The organism is Sutcliffiella sp. NC1 (assembly GCF_027594365.1).
Classification (GTDB): Bacteria; Bacillota; Bacilli; order Bacillales; family Bacillaceae_I; genus Sutcliffiella; species Sutcliffiella cohnii.
This window is the reverse complement of sequence record NZ_CP115153.1, coordinates 1,065,000-1,081,759: the sequence shown is the minus strand read 5'-3', so window position 1 is coordinate 1,081,759 and position 16,760 is coordinate 1,065,000. Positions and strand designations below refer to the sequence as shown.

The window sequence follows — 16,760 nt, the reverse complement described above, 5'->3', positions numbered from 1 at the left end:
ATTGGCATTATCACTGAGTTGTATCCAATGTTACTTCAGGACTAATTTCTGTGTGAGGATAGTTAATTCGCTCGTCAAATTCTACCCAGTCAAGATTTGCCATCATAAGCAGGAAACGTTTGCCGCTGGCAGGGTCGCTAATGATGATATGGTCACGCCCAGCCGTTTCAACGCGTCCACGGTAAACCCTAGCATTCCATTCAGTGTTACCTTGGTAAGTAAAATAGAATGTACCAATCTTACCTTTATTGAAGCGCAAAATATTTTCGATAAACGATTCTTCCACTACCCGTGTTCCTAGCAGCTGTCCTGTCCCCATCGGCATTACTGGCACAGAATAAGCTGGTCCAGAAGGCATCCCCGCCGGAAAGCCGCCTAGTTGTTGTTGTGTGGGACTAGTCTTCATACCTGGATAAGCACTTGGTGAATAAGTTGTTGGGTAATAACTTGATCCTCTACAAGTCATGAGAAAATCATCTCCTTATTTTTTTATCTATTATAAAACTCTGGGCAGTAGCCCGGTACAGCGACATAGAAGCAATGATTTTTATGCGCAAATTCGAACTGCGTCATAGGGGATCTTGGCATCGTAGGGGTACAAGGTTCACGGTATGTTTTCCCCGGACTCGGATTAAAAAACCATAAATTCAATCTCGCACGAGGATTTCTATGACCAAGAAGTAAATTCCTTGCCCTTTGAAGATCTTCTTCTGTGGGCCGTTGTGTATACAACGCTCCATTTAAAACAGGTTCGAAGTGAGGTATTCCAGTTCCTGGTATCACTTGGTAGATTGCATGTCTTATATTGCGTAAATTTTGGAAGTCCGGTGCACAGTCTGCCTCGACCCGATTGGCCACAACCGTTCCAACCATCTCCATCCCTTCGGCTCCTTCACCGATCGCCTCCGCCAACATAAGCCTTGCTAATTCCTCCACGTCACGTTCAGTATGTTTTATTCGCCTACCCACTTTCTCACCCCCTTCGGCCTATACGAGTATACTATTGCCCAATGTTATTTTTGGTGACTTGCCTATCCGCCCAAACATTGGAAAAAACAAATTTTATAAAGAAAGAAGCTTGTACTTTTCTAGTTATTAAAAACATAAAACGATTTCAAAGTGAAACCGTCTTGAAGCATTTGTAGTTTAAGTGTATCTTTCACATTTAGGTATAAGCATAATTTGGTGCTTATCTGACAATAAAAAATGGAGTACGGATTAATTGCTAATCCCTACTCCAATTACTACCTTTTTATTATTTAGCTACTCTACGTATACAGCTGTTCCATATGCAATAATTTCTGATGCATTTGCCATAACATTTGATGTTTCTAAACGAACTGTAATGATAGCATTAGCACCTTTTCCTTTTGCGTCTTCTACCATTCTTCCAATAGCTTTTTGCCTTGCTTCATTCATCATTTCGGAGTACGCTTTAATTTCTCCGCCAACAATCGTTTTTAACCCAGCTAAAATATCTTTCCCAACATGTTTGGATTGAACGGTACTTCCTCTTACGAATCCCTTTAATTCCTTAACTTCCTTACCAGGTACAAAATCAGTAGTCACTATAATCATTCTGATCATCTTCCTCTTTTTCTTTTTTTCGTTCTATTATGAATAGTATGGATAACACAAGTAATGCAACAAAGTATAAAGCGTAAAAGACCCCTGCCCAGATTAAACTGATAAAAACTAAAACAATACCTAAAACTTGCCCAGCGATGGCAGTTATTAATAATGTGTACTTTATTAAGTCCATATACTCACCTTACGTTCTTTCATACTATACTCATTTTACCACGATAAAATTACATTGAGAGATATTTATCTATCATGTTTTTTAATGCATCTCTTGTGTGCTACTTTGGTAATAAAAGAGTGTAATAAACTGCGACAAACAAAACTAAAAGGCCCCATAACGAGTTATAAGGCCTTTTATTAATCATCTTTCTTTTTACCCTTTTTGTTCTTTTTATTTTTCTTCTTTTCTTCCTTCTTTTTTTGTCCCGGTGGAGTTTTCTTTTGCTTTTTTTGTTCTTTTTTATTATTATCCACCTTTTTCACTGGTGGTGCTTTTAAATAAGACCCGAGACTAAAACTCGTAGATGGTAAATCTTGAAGTCCAAGTGAAATTGTTTTGGAGAAAAGAGTAGCAGCAGTATTTCCCGCTCCTGCAACAACTGGTACGTAATGTGACTCATCTGTCCTATCAAACCCAATCCAAAACGCTCCAACTACTTCTGGAGTATACCCTACAAACCATTGATCTTGAATAGCATTTGGAACCCCATCAAAGTTCACTTGAGTTGAGCCAGTCTTTCCAGCTACTTCTCTACCAACGATAGAAGCATTTCTACCTCCACCTTCTTCGACCGCACCTTTTAACATAAACGTCATTTTTTGTGACACTTCTTCTGAGATAATTTGTTTCTTTTCTCCTTCGAATGTCGCTACTGTTTTTCCGTTACGATCGACTATTTTTGATATCGCATGTGCGTTTGTTTTAACACCTTTATTAGCAAATGTAGTGTACGCCTCTGCCATGTGAATTGGTGCTACACCTTTTGAAAATCCACCTAATGCCAAACTACTTAAGTGATGATCATCATCCGTAATAGGAATATTAAAGCGACTAGCTGCATCAATTCCATATTTTATCCCCATTTCATGTAAAAGCGAAACGGCCGGAATGTTGTATGAATGAATGACTGCATTGTACATCGATACTTCTCCTTGATACGACCTCGTATGATTTTGAGGGGAATACCCATTAATATTAATTGGCGTATCGTTTAACATATGATGAGGCTCATAGCCATTTTCAAGTGCTGGTGTATACACAAACAGTGGCTTAACGATTGAACCTGGTTGACGTTTAATACTTGTCGCACGATTCAAATGTCGAAATTGATAGTCTCTCCCGCCAACTAAACCTAAAACTCCAGCTGTTTCAGCATGTAAGAGAATACCTGCGCTCTCAGGAACGTTACCATCTGGAGTCACCGGAAAGTTAGACACTTCTGAATACAGATTTTCGAGAGTTTGTTGCACACTTTGATCCATTTCTGTATAAATATGATAGCCTCCAGAAAGCAACTCATTTTCTGTTAAACCATAAAGATTCATTGCTTCTGTTACGATATGGTCGATATAACTAGCATATTTCCCTCGATATTCGTCTATCTTTCTCTCTTCTATTTCAAGTTTTTCGTTTTTAGCTTCTTCAAATTGACTATCTGAAATAAAGCCTTGATTATGCATTAATTGTAATACAACATTTCTTCGCTCTATTGCCCCGTCTTTATTTTTAATTGGGGAAAGCGCAGAAGGAGCTTTCACTAAACCTGCTAACGTAGCAGCCTCCGCTATTGAGAGGTCTATCGGTTCTTTCCCAAAATATACTTGAGCCGCTTTTTTTATTCCCCAAGCACCTTCACCAAAGTATATTTGATTTAAGTACAAACTTAATATTTCACTTTTCGTATATTCTTGCTCTACTTTTTTAGCTAAGAAAAATTCATCTAATTTTCGTTTGAACGTTTTTTCATTGGTGAGAAACACATTTTTCACCAATTGTTGTGTAATTGTACTTCCACCTTGCACAACATTTCGCTCTTTTACATTTTTTAATGCTGCACGTAAAGTACCGATTAAATCGAAACCATCATGCTCATAGAAACGTTGGTCCTCGACGGCAACTATCGCTAATTTCATAACATCCGCTATTTCGTTTTCGTTCACACCTTCCACTTGATTAGAAGAAAACTTACTAGCTATATCACCATTACGGTCATAAACGATTGTTGATTGAGGTAACGGTTGTAGTAAGGCACTTACATCTCTCGTATTAATGTGAAACTGCATTCCAACTAAAAGAATTAGAGTAAAAATACCTACAAGTAAAAGAACAAACTTTATATTAAACCCTTTTTTCTTTTTTCGTTCCAATCTTGAAGCCATTTTGTACCTCCATAAATATTTTAACTATAATAAATTCGTTTATAGGGGTATGTTTATGACCGTACAAAATACCCAAATTTTAGTAACGAAGGAAACTTAATGTGATTAAACAGCACCTTCTAATAGGCATTTGCATATTGTAAACGTATCGAAGGTAGAACAATACCTTTTATCTTTTTCCTTCAATTATGGTTTTTTAAGAAAGGAGATTTTTTATGTATCCTTATCGACAATTCCCTGGATTCCCTCCTTCAACACCACCGCCTTATGGGGCTGGTGGAGGAATGGGCCCTGGTAGCGGATTTGGACCCCCTGGGCAAGCAGGAATGGGTCAACAAGTTGGTCCACCCCCCGGACCTCCACCAGCTACACCTCCACCAGCAAGCTTTGCTGCTGGTCCTAGTGTAATGGCAGTTGATCCTGGATCCTTACGTGGATGTTTATTCCGTTTTACATGGATTCGATTAACTAGTGGGCAATCATTCTGGCTCTATCCAACTTACATCGGAAGGCGATCGGTAGCTGGATGGCGTTGGACTGGGTTCCGCTGGGTTTATTTCGGAATCGACACTAGAAGAATCCAATGGTTTCAATGTGTTTAAATCCGATTCATCTGAGCCGTCCTAAAAGTCAGTAGAAACTGACTTTTAGGACTTTTTTATTGGTTACTATTATAACAATGCTGAAATTTCCAATAGGTGTAAGTACAAAACATTCATTATAAGGAGTTGGTATAGATAGGTTTAGGCCAATCTATAAAAAAGGAACACTTGAAAAAAACAAAAAAAAAGATTCGTTTCTCTACTGTTTTAAGACTTATAAGACAGCCCGTTTTTTTTCATCATAATCATTATTTTAATTAATAAAATTACTAGTAAGACAACTTTAGGAGTTGGAGCTATGCTTAAAGACTTTAAACAGTTTGCTTTGAAAGGTAATGTTGTAGATTTAGCAGTAGGGGTTATTATCGGTAGTGCATTTGGAAATATCGTTTCTTCTTTAGTAAGTGATATTATGATGCCATTATTAGGTATCGTGTTAGGAGGAGTAAACTTAACTAATCAAAGCTTTCAAATTGGCCAAGCTATTATTCAATACGGGGCATTTATCCAAACAGTAATTGATTTTCTAATCATTTCACTTTCTATCTTTTTCGTTATAAGAGTCATCCAACGACTAAGAAACAAAGAACGACAAAAGAAACAAACACCTTCCCCCTCACAAGAAGCAATTCTACTTACAGAAATAAGAGACATAATGAAAAACGAAAACAAAACCGAAAAACCCAATAAAATGAAAATACATATTAAGTAGAAAAGCGGAGGTGGCTCGTTTAGGTCCAAACAAACTGGAGCTTTTCCGCAGGAGATAAAGGAAACACAGCGAACGTTAGAGAGCTGATGTTGACTTATCGTACGGAGGAAAAGTGAAGTTTGAGCCGGACCTAGCCACCGGAGCTAGACAATTAGAAAAGCGGAGGCGCTTCGATCAGGCCCGTACAAACTGGACTGTTCCGGTAGGAGATAAAGGAAACACAGCGAGCGAGAGCGAGCTGATGTTGACTTATCGTACGGACGGAATGGGAAGTTTGATAGGGCCTAAGCGCCGGAGCTAGACAAATAGAAAAGCGCAGGTGGCTAGTTCTGGCCCGACAAGCATAAGACAGGCGCTGCAGGTGGACGCTCTTTGTCCACCGGAAGTGACTGCCTTATGACTCGAGGGCCAAGCCGCCGGAGCTGGACAAAGAAAAGCGGAGGTGGCTCGTTTAGGTCTGCTCATTTCTATTTGCGATAGGTTCAACCTTATTTGCGATACCTTCATCCTTATTTGCGGTAAATCATTTTTATTTGCGATACCTTCACCGTTATTTGCGGTAAAGGTAGTCCATTTTCATTTGCAACACACCATTTATAACAAGCAGTCAAATATGAAAACAGAACAAAACATGGCTCCCTTTTACAGAGAGCCATGTTCTAGTCGTTTATTTTTCATCGGGGATGGTCATATCTTCTCCCTCTGTTTTTGCTACGATGTATGCACATGCTGCATCACCAGTAATGTTAACAGACGTACGAAGCATATCTAGTAGACGGTCCACTCCAAGAATTAAGGCAATTCCTTCGACTGGTAAGCCAACCGATCCTAAAACCATCGCTAATAGGATAAGCCCGACACCTGGAACTCCTGCAGTTCCGATACTTGCGACAACAGCTACAGCAACAACTGTTACTAGCTGCATGACAGTCAAACTTTCTGCAAAAACTTGTGCAATAAATACGGTTGCGACACCTTGCATAATTGCTGTCCCGTCCATATTAATCGTCGCCCCTAGAGGTTGAACGAAACTACTTATATGCTTTGGCACACCTAATTTTTCTTGTGCCGTATCCATAGAGATAGGAAGTGTTGCATTACTACTAGATGTACTAAAGGCAACACTCATTGCCGGTGCAAAGTTTTTGAAGAACGTAATTGGACTTGTTTTCCCAAGTACCGCTATGGCGGAACCGTACGTGACAAATAAATGAATAAAAAGTGCTAAAACAACTACAATGAAATATCCAAACATCGCTTTAAAAGCATCTAGCCCCATTTTTCCTATTGCAGATGCGATTAGTCCGAACGCCCCGTATGGAGCAAATTTTATAATGAAGTGGACAAGCCACATTACTACTTCATTAGCTTGTTCGAATAAAGATTTAATCCCAGCTGCTTTATCGCCTAACACATTGATTGCTAGCCCTAATAAAATGGAGAATGCAATAATTTGTAGTAAATTCCCTGTAGCCATCGCTTGAATTGGGTTCGTTGGAATAATGTTAAGTAACGTATCAACTACAGCTGGTGCTTCCGTCACCTCGTATGGTGGTAAGTCTTCACTGTTAAAAGTACCAAAATTACCAGGCTTAATAATTGTTGCTAGCGTTAACCCAATTGTAATTGCGATACTTGTCGTAACCATAAAAAATACTACTGTCTTGAAACCAATTCGTCCAAGTTTTTTCGTATCACCTAAATTAACAACACCTAACGTAATCGAGATAAGAACGATAGGTACAACAAGCATCGTAATTAAATTAAGAAAAATCTTACCTAGCGGAGTAAAAAACCAAGTATCAATTCTTGAAAATAATATATCTGATGCAAATAGGTTTAATATTAGCCCAACTACTATACCTAGAGCGAGACCTATTAATATTTTGGATGTTAAGGATAACTTCTTCATAAGATTCCCCCTTATTAATAATATTTTACATCGTTTACAACTATCTATGTATGGACAACACTTGATTATACCGGACTTTAACTATTTTAATTGTAAAAAGGCATTCTGTAAAGTGACATACATTAGAGTAAAAATATTGCAAATTGTATTACTACAGATTAAAATGACAATAATTGAATCTTGTACTATACTGAATTTTTTGGTATAGTAGTAAAGATTTTTTCTGTATAAACTAGTAGGGTTAATAGTTTATATTTTGGAGGGGTTTTACATGAAATTACTTTGGAAGGTAATTATTGCACTTTTCTTGTTGATTACTGCCAAAGTTGGTATGGATTCATACAAGATATTAAAAACTGCTGCAGGCGGAGAGCATATTCGAATTGATCCTGCTCTTTATTTTAATTTATCGTACTTAATTTTCGGCGCAATTGGCTTAATGATTTTATCGGATGTATTTAAAAAATATATAAAAGAAAATAATGAATATAAGCAAGTTTAATCAAGGATGAGTGGTGTTTTACTCGTCCTTTTTTATATTATTTTCTTTATACTCTTAATTTAGGCCATTGCATTTATTAGATTAATAGATTATGATAATCACAACATACAGATTTTAATCACAAAATACATACAATATATAGATTTTATAACGAAGTTAAAGGTGTCTAATATAGACTTAATAGGGAAATTGGTGAGAATCCAATACTGTCCCCGCAACTGTAAGTGTAGACGAAATGAAAGTCCACTGTATAAGACTGCTTAAAGGCGCTTATATGGGAAGGTTCAAAGTAGGATGAAGCACGAAGTCAGGAGACCTGCCTTTTCTTCAAATGTTTCGCATTCTTCGGGGATTGGGAAGATGAAACGATGGTGTAATATGCACTTTTTGTTTCTTATGCTTATTCCACTTTCGTTTGATCCACTCAGTCCTTGAGTGGATCTTTTATTTTTCTCCAGTTGGTCGTTGGACTAAAAGGAAAAAACTAGAATAGAAAGAGGGATAAGTATGACTACAATTATTCAATCAGATCATGTACTAGATAAAGTTAAATCAACATTTGAAAAACATCCAACACTAAACGCACAACCTTTTCTTGATAAAGCAGCAAAAATAATAAATCAACATCACCAACTTTCCAACGAAACAATTTATGAGTTAATAATTTTAGAAGCGTTAAGTTTTATTAGTGAAGAAGAACCAGAATGGACACACATTGCTGCGAATCTTTATTTAAACGTTTTGTACGAAAATACAGCTAAAGTAAGAAAAGAGAACAAGCACTATAAAGGCTTTTATCATTTAATAAAATCTCTAGTAGATAAAGGGATTTATGATCCAAAACTATTAAATTTCTATTCACCTGAAGAACTAAATGAATTAGAAAAAGAGATGGACCCTAATAAAGATGAGCTCTTCACATACATAGGGATTAAAACATTAGCAGATAGGTATTTAACGAAAGACCATTCGATGCAACTGTGGGAACTGCCCCAAGAGCGATTTATGATTATTGCTATGACATTAATGATCAACGAAAAGCAAAACCGCCTTCAGCACATAAAAGAAGCATATTGGGCATTAAGTAATTTATATATGACGGTTGCCACTCCTACATTAGCAAACGCAGGGAAAACTCATGGACAGTTATCGAGTTGCTTTATTGATACGGTAGATGATAGCTTACAAAGCATTTATGACAGTAATACCGATATTGCAAACTTGTCTAAAGCAGGTGGCGGAATTGGCGTCTACCTTGGGAAAATTAGAGCTAGAGGAAGTAATATTAAAGGATTTAAAGGTAATTCCTCCGGAGTAATCCCTTGGATGAAACAACTTAATAATACGGCTGTAAGTGTTGATCAACTAGGACAGCGTAAAGGTGCGATTTCTGTCTATTTAGATGTATGGCATCAAGATATTTTCTCCTTTTTAGATGCAAAACTTAATAATGGCGACGAACGATTACGTACCCACGATTTGTTTACGGGCGTTTGTATTCCTGATTTGTTCATGGAAAAAGTAGAAGAGCGAGACGATTGGTATTTGTTTGACCCTCATGAAGTGCGCCAAGTTATGGGGTATTCATTAGAAGATTATTTTGATGAAGAAAAAGGAAACGGTAGCTTCCGTCATAAATATTACGAGTGTGTGGGGCATCCTACTTTACACAAAGTAAAAGTGCCTGCGATTGACATTATGAAAGGCATTATGAGAAGTCAACTCGAAACAGGAAGTCCCTTCATGTTTTATCGTGACGAAGTAAATAGAATGAATGCAAATAAACATACGGGCATGATATATTGCACAAATTTATGTACAGAAATCACTCAAAATCAAAGCCCTACTATCATGACCGAACAAGTTGTACAAGAAGGGAAGATTATTACGACAAAATCACCTGGTGACTTCGTTGTATGTAACCTTTCTTCTATAAATTTAGCAAGAGCTGTTATGGATGAGGTTGTTGAACGGTTAGTACGAATTCAAGTAAGAATGCTAGATAATGTAATCGATTTAAACACTATCCCTGTTTTACAAGCACAACTAACTAATCAAAAATATCGTGGGATTGGCTTAGGCACATTTGGTTGGCACCATTTATTAGTGTTAAAACAAATAGGCTGGGAAAGTGAAAAAGCGGTAAAATATGCGGACGAGCTTTATGAAAAAATAGCCTTTTATACGATTCAAGCAAGTTTTGAATTAGCGAAAGAAAAAGGAGCTTACCCAACATTCCCACAATCAGAATGGGAAAGTGGCAAATACTTTGAACGAAGAGGCTACAGATCTAACGAGTCGGAACTTCCTTGGGATTCGCTACGAGCTAATGTTCAACAGTATGGAATTAGAAACGGCTATTTAATGGCAGTCGCTCCTAATGCAACTACTTCAATTATTGCAGGAAGCACAGCAAGTATAGATCCGATCTTTATGAAAGTGTATTCCGAAGAGAAAAAGGACTATAAAATCCCGGTAACTGCACCAGACTTAAACAGTCATACAACTTGGTTCTATAAATCTGCTTATTTTATTGATCAACATTGGAGCATCGCACAAAATAGTGCTCGTCAACGACATATCGACCAAGCTATTTCTTTTAACATATATGTACCTAATACGATTAAAGCGAAAGCACTACTAGACTTGCATGTAGACGCATGGAAGAAAAATTTAAAAACAACTTACTATATTCGTTCTACTTCAAGTGAATTACTTGATTGTGAATCTTGTTCTAGTTAAGGAGGAACTAATATGACTACAATACAAAGACGTGTTCTAATGGATGCAGACGCTCCAAACGCATCTACACGAATCATCAATGGTCAAAGCTCTAACGTCTTAAATTGGGATGATGTACAGTTTAGTTGGGCGTACCCTAAGTATAAAAAAATGTTAGGGAACTTTTGGACACCTTTTGAAATCAATATGGCCCAAGATATTAAGCAATTTCCACTACTTTCAGAGGATGAAAAAGAAGCGTTTTTAAAAATAATCGGCTTATTAGCTCTATTAGACAGCGTCCAAACCGATTACGCTGGGAAAGTTGCGGATTATATAACCGATTCTAGTATTAATGCATTAATGATAATCCTAGCACAACAAGAAGTAATTCATAACCACTCCTACTCGTACGTGCTGTCAAGCATCGTTTCACGCTCACAACAAAACGAAGTATTCGAATATTGGAGAACAGAACCAACTTTACGAAAAAGAAATGATTTTATTACGAACGGTTATAAAGCATTCGCAGAAGAACCAACTGTAGCAAACTTGTTGCGTTCCATCGTTTATGATGTTATTTTAGAAGGCTTATTTTTCTATTCTGGGTTTGCATTTTTCTATCATTTGGCCCGAAATCAAAAGATGGTCGCGACGAGTACGATGATTAACTATATTAATAGAGATGAACAGCTACATGTTGATTTGTTCGTAAAAATCTTTCAAGAAGTGTTAAACGAATATCCAGAGTATCATACTGAGGATTTAGCTACATTCGTTCAAAATACCTTTAAGGAAGCTGCCCAATTAGAGATAGAATGGGCTCGACAAATTATCGGAAATAAAATTGTCGGTATTGATATAGAAGACGTGGAGTCTTACATTAAGTTTTATGCCAATGTCCGCACGAACCAACTTGGATTTGACCGCCCATTTGAAGGCTATCGCACAAATCCGATGAAATGGATTAAAGCATATGAAGATGTTGACTTAGGAAAATCGGACTTTTTCGAACAAAAATCCCGTCAATACACAAAAGTAAACGTTCAAGACAACGGATTTGATGAATTATAAAAACAAAACGAGTGCCAACAATACTCTCAAAGTTGGCACTCGTTTTCCGTTATTAAAACAAACCTAGATATTGCAACCCTAACACTAGTAATCCTAATGCCCAAACATAAATAGCAAACGATTTTAAGGAATGCTTTTTTAAATAATTGATCATCCATTTAACAGCAATATACCCGAATATACAGGAAGCTAATATCGCAATCATTAGTGACGTTAACCCAATATCTTCACGTCCTACTTGAGCTACTTCTACTGTTTGTAATGCGACTGCTCCAGCTATAGCAGGCGTGGATAGTAGGAAGGAGAAATACGCAGCTGTTTCACGATCTAGTCCTCGAAACAGCCCTGCTGCGATCGTTAATCCTGAACGTGAAATCGCTGGAAAAATTGCTGCCGCTTGAAAGGACCCAATAAACAAAGCATCTTTCCAATTAATATCGTCCATCCTTTTAGCGCCTTTCCGGATTGAATCAGCAAACCATAGAAATGCTCCTGTTATTAAAAACTCCCATCCTATCGTCACACCTGTTTTTGAAATTTCTTCAAAATAGTCTTTAAACGCTAACCCGATTACTACCGCTGGAATTGTACCTATTATTAATAAAAACGATAACTTATGAAACGGGTTTTTTATAATTTTCATAAACTCTTCTCGATAGAAGTATAGAATGGCAATCAATGTCCCAAAGTGAAGCATCGTATCTAAAAGTAGCCCCGCTTCCTGTAGACCGAATAAATTTCTACCTAAATATAAATGTCCTGTACTACTAATCGGTAAAAATTCTGTTAATCCTTGAATAATACCTAATATAAATGCCTCTATTTTTGACAAAATGCTCCCTCCTATTTTTTCTTGCGATCATAAATAAAATAGCCGACTACCCCTAACACCATCAGTACAATTAACGGGATAATGAACGGTTGGGCAACTTCCTTAATTTCTCGCCAATTCTCCCCTAATTGGAAACCTAAATATAAAAAAAGGATAGTCCAAGGAATAACCGCAGCAACTGTATAAAAGATAAAAGTGGATACAGGCATTTTCGCAACACCTGCTGGAATAGATATCGCATGCCGAACAACCGGAACAAATCGAGCAGCAAAAACTACAACTGGTCCATATTGTTGAAACCATTTTTCGGACACATCTAAGTGACTTTTCTTAATAAGTAAATACTTACCGTACCGCTCTAAAAATGGTCTCCCCCCTAAACTACCAGCCCAGTACAAAAATAACTGCGCAATCGTTCCGCCAACTACTCCGGCTACAAAAGCACCAACCATGCCTATTTCACCAATGGCAATTAAGTAGCCCCCATAGCCAAGTACAATCTCACTCGGAATAACTTCCACCATTAAGCCTAAAGCTATCCCCCAAACCCCTAAGCCTGCAAAAAACTCAAATAGTTGTAAAAAGAAATTCTCCATACACTCACGCCTTCGTCCAAAAATGAAAGTTGTCCATATAAATGTATGAACACATGTCCATAAAAAGCACACCAAATTTGTGGGAGACAGTCCCCTCGCCCACACATTTATTGGAAATTCCCCATTTTCATCAAGTTGTTTATTTCATTTTTTTGTAAACTATATCCTTATCTCTCAAGAAAAATTGTTATAGTATTAGTGAGGTGAAAAAATTGATAATAGAAGATATTTATGGAGTTACTGAAATAACCGAACCTGTTTTAATAGATTTATTACATTCAAAGCCGGTTCAACGATTAAAAGGTATTTATCAAGCCGGAGCTGGCTTTTTCGTTCAACCGAAGTGGAATACTACTAGATATGAACATTCAGTGGGAGCATTAATACTCGTTAGAAAGCTTGGTGCTTCCCTCGAGGAGCAAATAGCAGCACTGCTTCACGATGTCTCTCATACAGCTTTTTCACATACAGTGGATTATGCATTAGGAAGAGCAAACGAAGATTATCATGAAGAAATATTTGATGAAATTGTGAGAAGGTCAGAAATCCCTTCTATTCTGCGTAGTCACGGTTACTCTACTAATTTACTAAATGATATTGAGAAATGGACGTTGTTAGAAAAGAATGCACCAGATTTATGTGGGGATCGGATTGACTATACTTTAAGAGATCAGTACAACTACGGATTCATTACAGCAGAGGAGATTCATTCGTTTTTACATACTCTCATTGTGATAGACGGAACAATTTGTATCTCCTCACTCGAACAAGCCGAATGGTTCGTGAACATCTATTACCAAGAAGTTATTGACTTTTTTCTTGATCCGCTAAATGTATATGCTTATCAGCTACTAGCTAAAGCATTAAATTATAGTTTTAAGCAAAATATCATCACTAAAAACGAGCTTTTGTTAGAAGACGAGCAAGTAATGAACCGATTACGCTCCTCACAAAATATAAAACTGAAAGAAATGTTAAGTCGTTTATCACCAGGCGTGCAGGTAGAGGAAAAGAAGGAAGATTATGAGTTCTATCAAAAGAATAAATTACGGCTCATTGACCCGTTAGTTTTTATCGATAACAAAACAGTTAGAGCGAGTTCGCTTTCTCCGCAAGTACATACAATGAACAAACTAGCAAGAGATCGCACTGAACTCGGGACTTATGTGAAACTAAAAAGGGTCCACAAAGACAGTCTTTACTGACTTGTGGACAACCTTCTTTTTTTCTATTAATCCTCTAATTCTTGATAAAAAGTAATCACTTTCTTTTTCGTGTCGATGGTAAAGGTACAGTTCCATCCATTCATTTTCTTCACTTGAATTACTTCATCTTCTATACAAAAACGAAGAGCTAAATCGTCTTCTCTATCTAATAACGCATAAGAGTGATTTCTAGCAAAAAGGGAAAAATCATAGTTTGTATTTAAGATCCAATCTTCCACTAAAAAGTGTTGTTTTAAGTTCATATTTTGCCCTTACCCTTCCATACATAATTATGATTATCTTGCCATATAACTAGCAGTCTAGCAATATATATTTTTTTCCTGAACAGCTTCCATTCATTTCTTCCCCATTTGCGCACTTTATACTTTTGCACCACCAATGAATCATGTACAATATAGTAGGATATGAGAAAAATGTCGGATAAAAGCGAGAAATTGTCAAAATTTTTTAGGGGTGAATTTATTGAAGCGCATATTGATTTTTCCTCTTCTACTAATATTGTTAACCGCTTGTAGTGGTCCTAAAGCAGAGATAGGGCCTCGCTTTTCATTTATAGAGGTTGTGGAAGATAAAGAGCACGCTGTATTGCATGAAATTGAAGACATTGACATTATATTAGAAGATAGTGAAGTTATCGTTGGAAACGAAGAAATGTTAGAAAAATATCCACGTTTTGAGCTCGTACAAATTCCTGCTTATATTATTTTTGAAAATACAGGAGTGCTAACGAAAGATATGGTTATGTGGACTTACGACCTAGAAGAAGCTGTTTTTTATTTAGAAGATATGGTGGAAGAATATAAAGAAGCAATGGAAAAACAGTAGCGATTTAGGCTACTGTTTTTACTCTGTTATCATCATCTATAAAAAGATGGGCTTTTCAAATGACTTTAGAAGGAATAAATGAACTTATCAAGAATAGTAATCATTAAAAACGCTTATCTTTGGGGTGGCTATTCTTGAATAAATTATGTTTATCTTCTTTTTGTATCGGTTATGATGTAATTGCCGTTACGATATTCGGTCTTATTATCATATATATAGGTTATAGAATGCTCGGGCACGAAGATTAATTGAATATTTTTCCTCTTTTTGGACATAATACGGGCAAACAAAAAGAGGAGTGTATACGATGAAAAAACTAGGTTTAGTCGTGTTACTTTTATTAACTGCCTGCAATGGCGACACTCAAAATAACAATTTTTCTATTTTACCTACTGAAGGAGAATATACTTTTCACCGATTTGTAGAAGACAAGTTTCAGTCGGACTATCGAATATTGTACAGTGTTGTACCTGACAGTAATATTGTTCAGTCAAAATTTGTGCAAACAATTGATACGAACGAAGTAATTGAAACCCATACGTTCTATACAGAATTAGATGATGGTGTTTATGGGTATTATGTAGTGGAAGAAGAATTTCCAGAGGATTGGACACCTGCAGATATAGAAAAATTTTCTAAAGAAAAAATTTTACCAATCCCTCCAGAAGTGGGAGAAACTTGGTCTAACATCATAGAAGAATTAGATAATGAGACAACATATCGTATTACCTCCAATTCTGAAACACTAAAAACAGAGGCTAAAACGTTTAACGATGTAATTGTCATTCAATTTGAAGAAAAAAATAATGGAAAAACAATCCGAACAGGTCATTCCTACTTTGTTCCACAAGTTGGATGGGTCCGGTTTGAAGCTAAAGGTGAATTTTTAACAGAAGTAAATGAAATTATAGAAATTAATAATTAATCTTAATAAATTTTTGAACTAAATCAAAATCCCTATCGTCTATATTTGTAAAGGCTTTATTGAGATAACTTATAGGTAATTTAATACAAATGTAATAAAACGTAGGTATTTTTTCATGTATAATAACAAATAGTATCATCGTTTTTGGGGGGATTAGATGAAGCTAAGTAAAATTATCTTTGGAGTAAGTATAATCGCTAGCTTCTTGATGCTTGTTGCTACGGTCATTGCAATTGTCATTCATGATTACGGATACTCTTTCGTCATGTTTGCTTTGTTCGTCGTTAGCATCTTACAAAATGTTTCTGTATATAAAATTATTTTTAAATCTAAAAGTGAAATAGAAAGCACCGTTACGAGCTAACAATCGAAACGGTGCTTTTCATCTTCTTTCATTTTCATTTCTCGCTTCTCCCGTGCCTTTTATACGATCCGTTCAAATTTCAAATATCTAGTTCCTTGGAACGTTAATTTTCCTCTATCACCTTCTGCCAGTTGGCCGTATTCACGTCCATTGACATGCAATTCCATCCTATCTCCACTTTCAACCTGGAACGTTACATAATATGTGGTACTACTCGAATGATGATGATGATCTCCGTGATGATGAACATTTCTTCTTACATTTGCACGTTTCGTCACAACAATTGCCGCTACCGTTAAAACTGGTTGTTGATTGTTATAACTCCATTGTTTAATCCCTTTAATAAATGTGAAAAGAATGACACCTAATATGATGAAAAAAACTAGAAAGAAAATTGTATTAAAACCACCAAAAAACATACCGCCACCAAAAGCCCCAGCTAGCCCCATAAAAGTTTCCATCGAAACCCCTCCCCTTCTCTAATATTATATTTACGGTCAAGAAAT

19 protein-coding genes and 1 riboswitch are annotated in these 16,760 nt (G+C 36.6%); of the genes, 9 read left to right on the top strand and 10 right to left on the bottom strand.

The annotated features are described in order from the left end of the window. Positions 1-10 precede the first annotated feature (10 nt). The 5 genes from gerQ to O1A01_RS05460 all read right to left on the bottom strand — a co-directional run bounded on the left by gerQ (position 11) and on the right by O1A01_RS05460 (position 3,963). Positions 11-466, bottom strand: a complete 456-nt coding sequence (gene gerQ, locus O1A01_RS05480) for a spore coat protein GerQ (RefSeq protein ID WP_270065756.1) — start codon at positions 464-466, stop codon at positions 11-13. 23 nt (positions 467-489) lie between these two features. Further along, positions 490-969, bottom strand: a complete 480-nt coding sequence (locus tag O1A01_RS05475; protein ID WP_270065755.1) for a cell wall hydrolase — start codon at positions 967-969, stop codon at positions 490-492. 294 nt (positions 970-1,263) lie between these two features. Next, a complete protein-coding gene (locus O1A01_RS05470; protein ID WP_066417216.1) occupies positions 1,264-1,578 on the bottom strand; it encodes a YbjQ family protein in 315 nt (104 codons plus the stop codon). After that, positions 1,559-1,762: a hypothetical protein gene (locus O1A01_RS05465; protein WP_066417218.1), complete on the bottom strand. Its 204-nt coding sequence runs from the start codon at positions 1,760-1,762 to the stop codon at positions 1,559-1,561. Before O1A01_RS05465 ends, O1A01_RS05470 begins: the two co-directional genes overlap by 20 nt. A gap of 179 nt (positions 1,763-1,941) precedes the next feature. Next, positions 1,942-3,963 (bottom strand): transglycosylase domain-containing protein, encoded by a 2,022-nt coding sequence (locus tag O1A01_RS05460; protein WP_270065754.1) that lies wholly within the window; start codon positions 3,961-3,963, stop codon positions 1,942-1,944. A 215-nt stretch (positions 3,964-4,178) separates the two neighbouring features. Here O1A01_RS05460 and O1A01_RS05455 point away from each other — a divergent pair, with 215 nt between their 5' ends. Both O1A01_RS05455 and mscL read left to right on the top strand, forming a co-directional pair. Further along, a complete protein-coding gene (locus O1A01_RS05455; protein WP_066417224.1) occupies positions 4,179-4,565 on the top strand; it encodes a hypothetical protein in 387 nt (128 codons plus the stop codon). A 298-nt stretch (positions 4,566-4,863) separates the two neighbouring features. After that, a complete protein-coding gene (gene mscL, locus O1A01_RS05450) occupies positions 4,864-5,277 on the top strand; it encodes a large-conductance mechanosensitive channel protein MscL (protein ID WP_270065753.1) in 414 nt (137 codons plus the stop codon). Positions 5,278-5,944: 667 nt separating this feature from the next. On the opposite strand, the gene O1A01_RS05445 is transcribed toward mscL, so the two are convergent. Then, on the bottom strand, positions 5,945-7,189 hold the full coding sequence (locus O1A01_RS05445) for a dicarboxylate/amino acid:cation symporter (protein ID WP_066420659.1): 1,245 nt from the start codon (positions 7,187-7,189) through the stop codon (positions 5,945-5,947). A 271-nt stretch (positions 7,190-7,460) separates the two neighbouring features. On the opposite strand from O1A01_RS05445, the gene O1A01_RS05440 reads away from it, so the two are divergent. The 3 genes from O1A01_RS05440 (at position 7,461) to O1A01_RS05430 (ending at position 11,486) form a co-directional block, all read left to right on the top strand. Further along, positions 7,461-7,691: a hypothetical protein gene (locus O1A01_RS05440; RefSeq protein WP_066420657.1), complete on the top strand. Its 231-nt coding sequence runs from the start codon at positions 7,461-7,463 to the stop codon at positions 7,689-7,691. Positions 7,692-7,834: 143 nt separating this feature from the next. Then, a riboswitch (cobalamin riboswitch) is annotated at positions 7,835-8,029 on the top strand. Positions 8,030-8,198: 169 nt separating this feature from the next. Then, positions 8,199-10,433 carry a ribonucleoside-diphosphate reductase subunit alpha gene (locus tag O1A01_RS05435; protein ID WP_066420656.1) on the top strand — a complete coding sequence of 745 codons (2,235 nt, stop codon included), beginning with the start codon at positions 8,199-8,201 and terminating at the stop codon, positions 10,431-10,433. A gap of 12 nt (positions 10,434-10,445) precedes the next feature. After that, positions 10,446-11,486, top strand: a complete 1,041-nt coding sequence (locus O1A01_RS05430; protein WP_270065752.1) for a ribonucleotide-diphosphate reductase subunit beta — start codon at positions 10,446-10,448, stop codon at positions 11,484-11,486. A gap of 52 nt (positions 11,487-11,538) precedes the next feature. Here O1A01_RS05430 and O1A01_RS05425 read toward each other — a convergent pair whose 3' ends face one another. Together O1A01_RS05425 and O1A01_RS05420 are read right to left on the bottom strand one after the other, a co-directional pair. Further along, entirely contained in the window at positions 11,539-12,318 is a 780-nt protein-coding gene (locus tag O1A01_RS05425; protein ID WP_066420653.1) for an undecaprenyl-diphosphate phosphatase, read from the bottom strand. 11 nt (positions 12,319-12,329) lie between these two features. Next, complete coding sequence (locus O1A01_RS05420; protein WP_066420651.1) at positions 12,330-12,914, bottom strand: undecaprenyl phosphate transporter UptA; 585 nt, start codon at positions 12,912-12,914, stop codon at positions 12,330-12,332. Between the two features lie 212 nt (positions 12,915-13,126). Here O1A01_RS05420 and O1A01_RS05415 point away from each other — a divergent pair, with 212 nt between their 5' ends. After that, positions 13,127-14,119, top strand: a complete 993-nt coding sequence (locus O1A01_RS05415; RefSeq protein ID WP_066420650.1) for an HD domain-containing protein — start codon at positions 13,127-13,129, stop codon at positions 14,117-14,119. A 26-nt stretch (positions 14,120-14,145) separates the two neighbouring features. Here O1A01_RS05415 and O1A01_RS05410 read toward each other — a convergent pair whose 3' ends face one another. Continuing rightward, positions 14,146-14,382 carry a hypothetical protein gene (locus O1A01_RS05410; RefSeq protein WP_066420649.1) on the bottom strand — a complete coding sequence of 79 codons (237 nt, stop codon included), beginning with the start codon at positions 14,380-14,382 and terminating at the stop codon, positions 14,146-14,148. A 220-nt stretch (positions 14,383-14,602) separates the two neighbouring features. On the opposite strand from O1A01_RS05410, the gene O1A01_RS05405 reads away from it, so the two are divergent. The 3 genes from O1A01_RS05405 to O1A01_RS05395 all read left to right on the top strand — a co-directional run bounded on the left by O1A01_RS05405 (position 14,603) and on the right by O1A01_RS05395 (position 16,254). Further along, complete coding sequence (locus O1A01_RS05405; RefSeq protein ID WP_066420648.1) at positions 14,603-14,965, top strand: hypothetical protein; 363 nt, start codon at positions 14,603-14,605, stop codon at positions 14,963-14,965. A 307-nt stretch (positions 14,966-15,272) separates the two neighbouring features. Then, positions 15,273-15,890: a hypothetical protein gene (locus O1A01_RS05400; RefSeq protein WP_066420647.1), complete on the top strand. Its 618-nt coding sequence runs from the start codon at positions 15,273-15,275 to the stop codon at positions 15,888-15,890. A gap of 157 nt (positions 15,891-16,047) precedes the next feature. After that, positions 16,048-16,254, top strand: a complete 207-nt coding sequence (locus O1A01_RS05395) for a hypothetical protein (RefSeq protein ID WP_270065751.1) — start codon at positions 16,048-16,050, stop codon at positions 16,252-16,254. A 59-nt stretch (positions 16,255-16,313) separates the two neighbouring features. On the opposite strand, the gene O1A01_RS05390 is transcribed toward O1A01_RS05395, so the two are convergent. Continuing rightward, positions 16,314-16,715, bottom strand: coding sequence for a DUF2500 domain-containing protein (locus O1A01_RS05390; RefSeq protein WP_235858292.1), 402 nt, complete (start codon positions 16,713-16,715; stop codon positions 16,314-16,316). Positions 16,716-16,760: the final 45 nt, after the last annotated feature.

Coding starts and splice junctions, on each gene's coding strand:
- O1A01_RS05460 (WP_270065754.1), bottom strand. CDS start 3,963: ATGGCTTCAAGATTGGAACGAAAAAAGAAAAAAGGGTTTAATATAAAG.
- O1A01_RS05390 (WP_235858292.1), bottom strand. CDS start 16,715: ATGGAAACTTTTATGGGGCTAGCTGGGGCTTTTGGTGGCGGTATGTTT.
- gerQ (WP_270065756.1), bottom strand. CDS start 466: ATGACTTGTAGAGGATCAAGTTATTACCCAACAACTTATTCACCAAGT.
- O1A01_RS05395 (WP_270065751.1), top strand. CDS start 16,048: ATGAAGCTAAGTAAAATTATCTTTGGAGTAAGTATAATCGCTAGCTTC.
- O1A01_RS05465 (WP_066417218.1), bottom strand. CDS start 1,762: ATGGACTTAATAAAGTACACATTATTAATAACTGCCATCGCTGGGCAA.
- O1A01_RS05410 (WP_066420649.1), bottom strand. CDS start 14,382: ATGAACTTAAAACAACACTTTTTAGTGGAAGATTGGATCTTAAATACA.
- O1A01_RS05435 (WP_066420656.1), top strand. CDS start 8,199: ATGACTACAATTATTCAATCAGATCATGTACTAGATAAAGTTAAATCA.
- O1A01_RS05455 (WP_066417224.1), top strand. CDS start 4,179: ATGTATCCTTATCGACAATTCCCTGGATTCCCTCCTTCAACACCACCG.
- O1A01_RS05445 (WP_066420659.1), bottom strand. CDS start 7,189: ATGAAGAAGTTATCCTTAACATCCAAAATATTAATAGGTCTCGCTCTA.
- O1A01_RS05440 (WP_066420657.1), top strand. CDS start 7,461: ATGAAATTACTTTGGAAGGTAATTATTGCACTTTTCTTGTTGATTACT.
- O1A01_RS05470 (WP_066417216.1), bottom strand. CDS start 1,578: ATGATTATAGTGACTACTGATTTTGTACCTGGTAAGGAAGTTAAGGAA.
- mscL (WP_270065753.1), top strand. CDS start 4,864: ATGCTTAAAGACTTTAAACAGTTTGCTTTGAAAGGTAATGTTGTAGAT.
- O1A01_RS05430 (WP_270065752.1), top strand. CDS start 10,446: ATGACTACAATACAAAGACGTGTTCTAATGGATGCAGACGCTCCAAAC.
- O1A01_RS05400 (WP_066420647.1), top strand. CDS start 15,273: ATGAAAAAACTAGGTTTAGTCGTGTTACTTTTATTAACTGCCTGCAAT.
- O1A01_RS05420 (WP_066420651.1), bottom strand. CDS start 12,914: ATGGAGAATTTCTTTTTACAACTATTTGAGTTTTTTGCAGGCTTAGGG.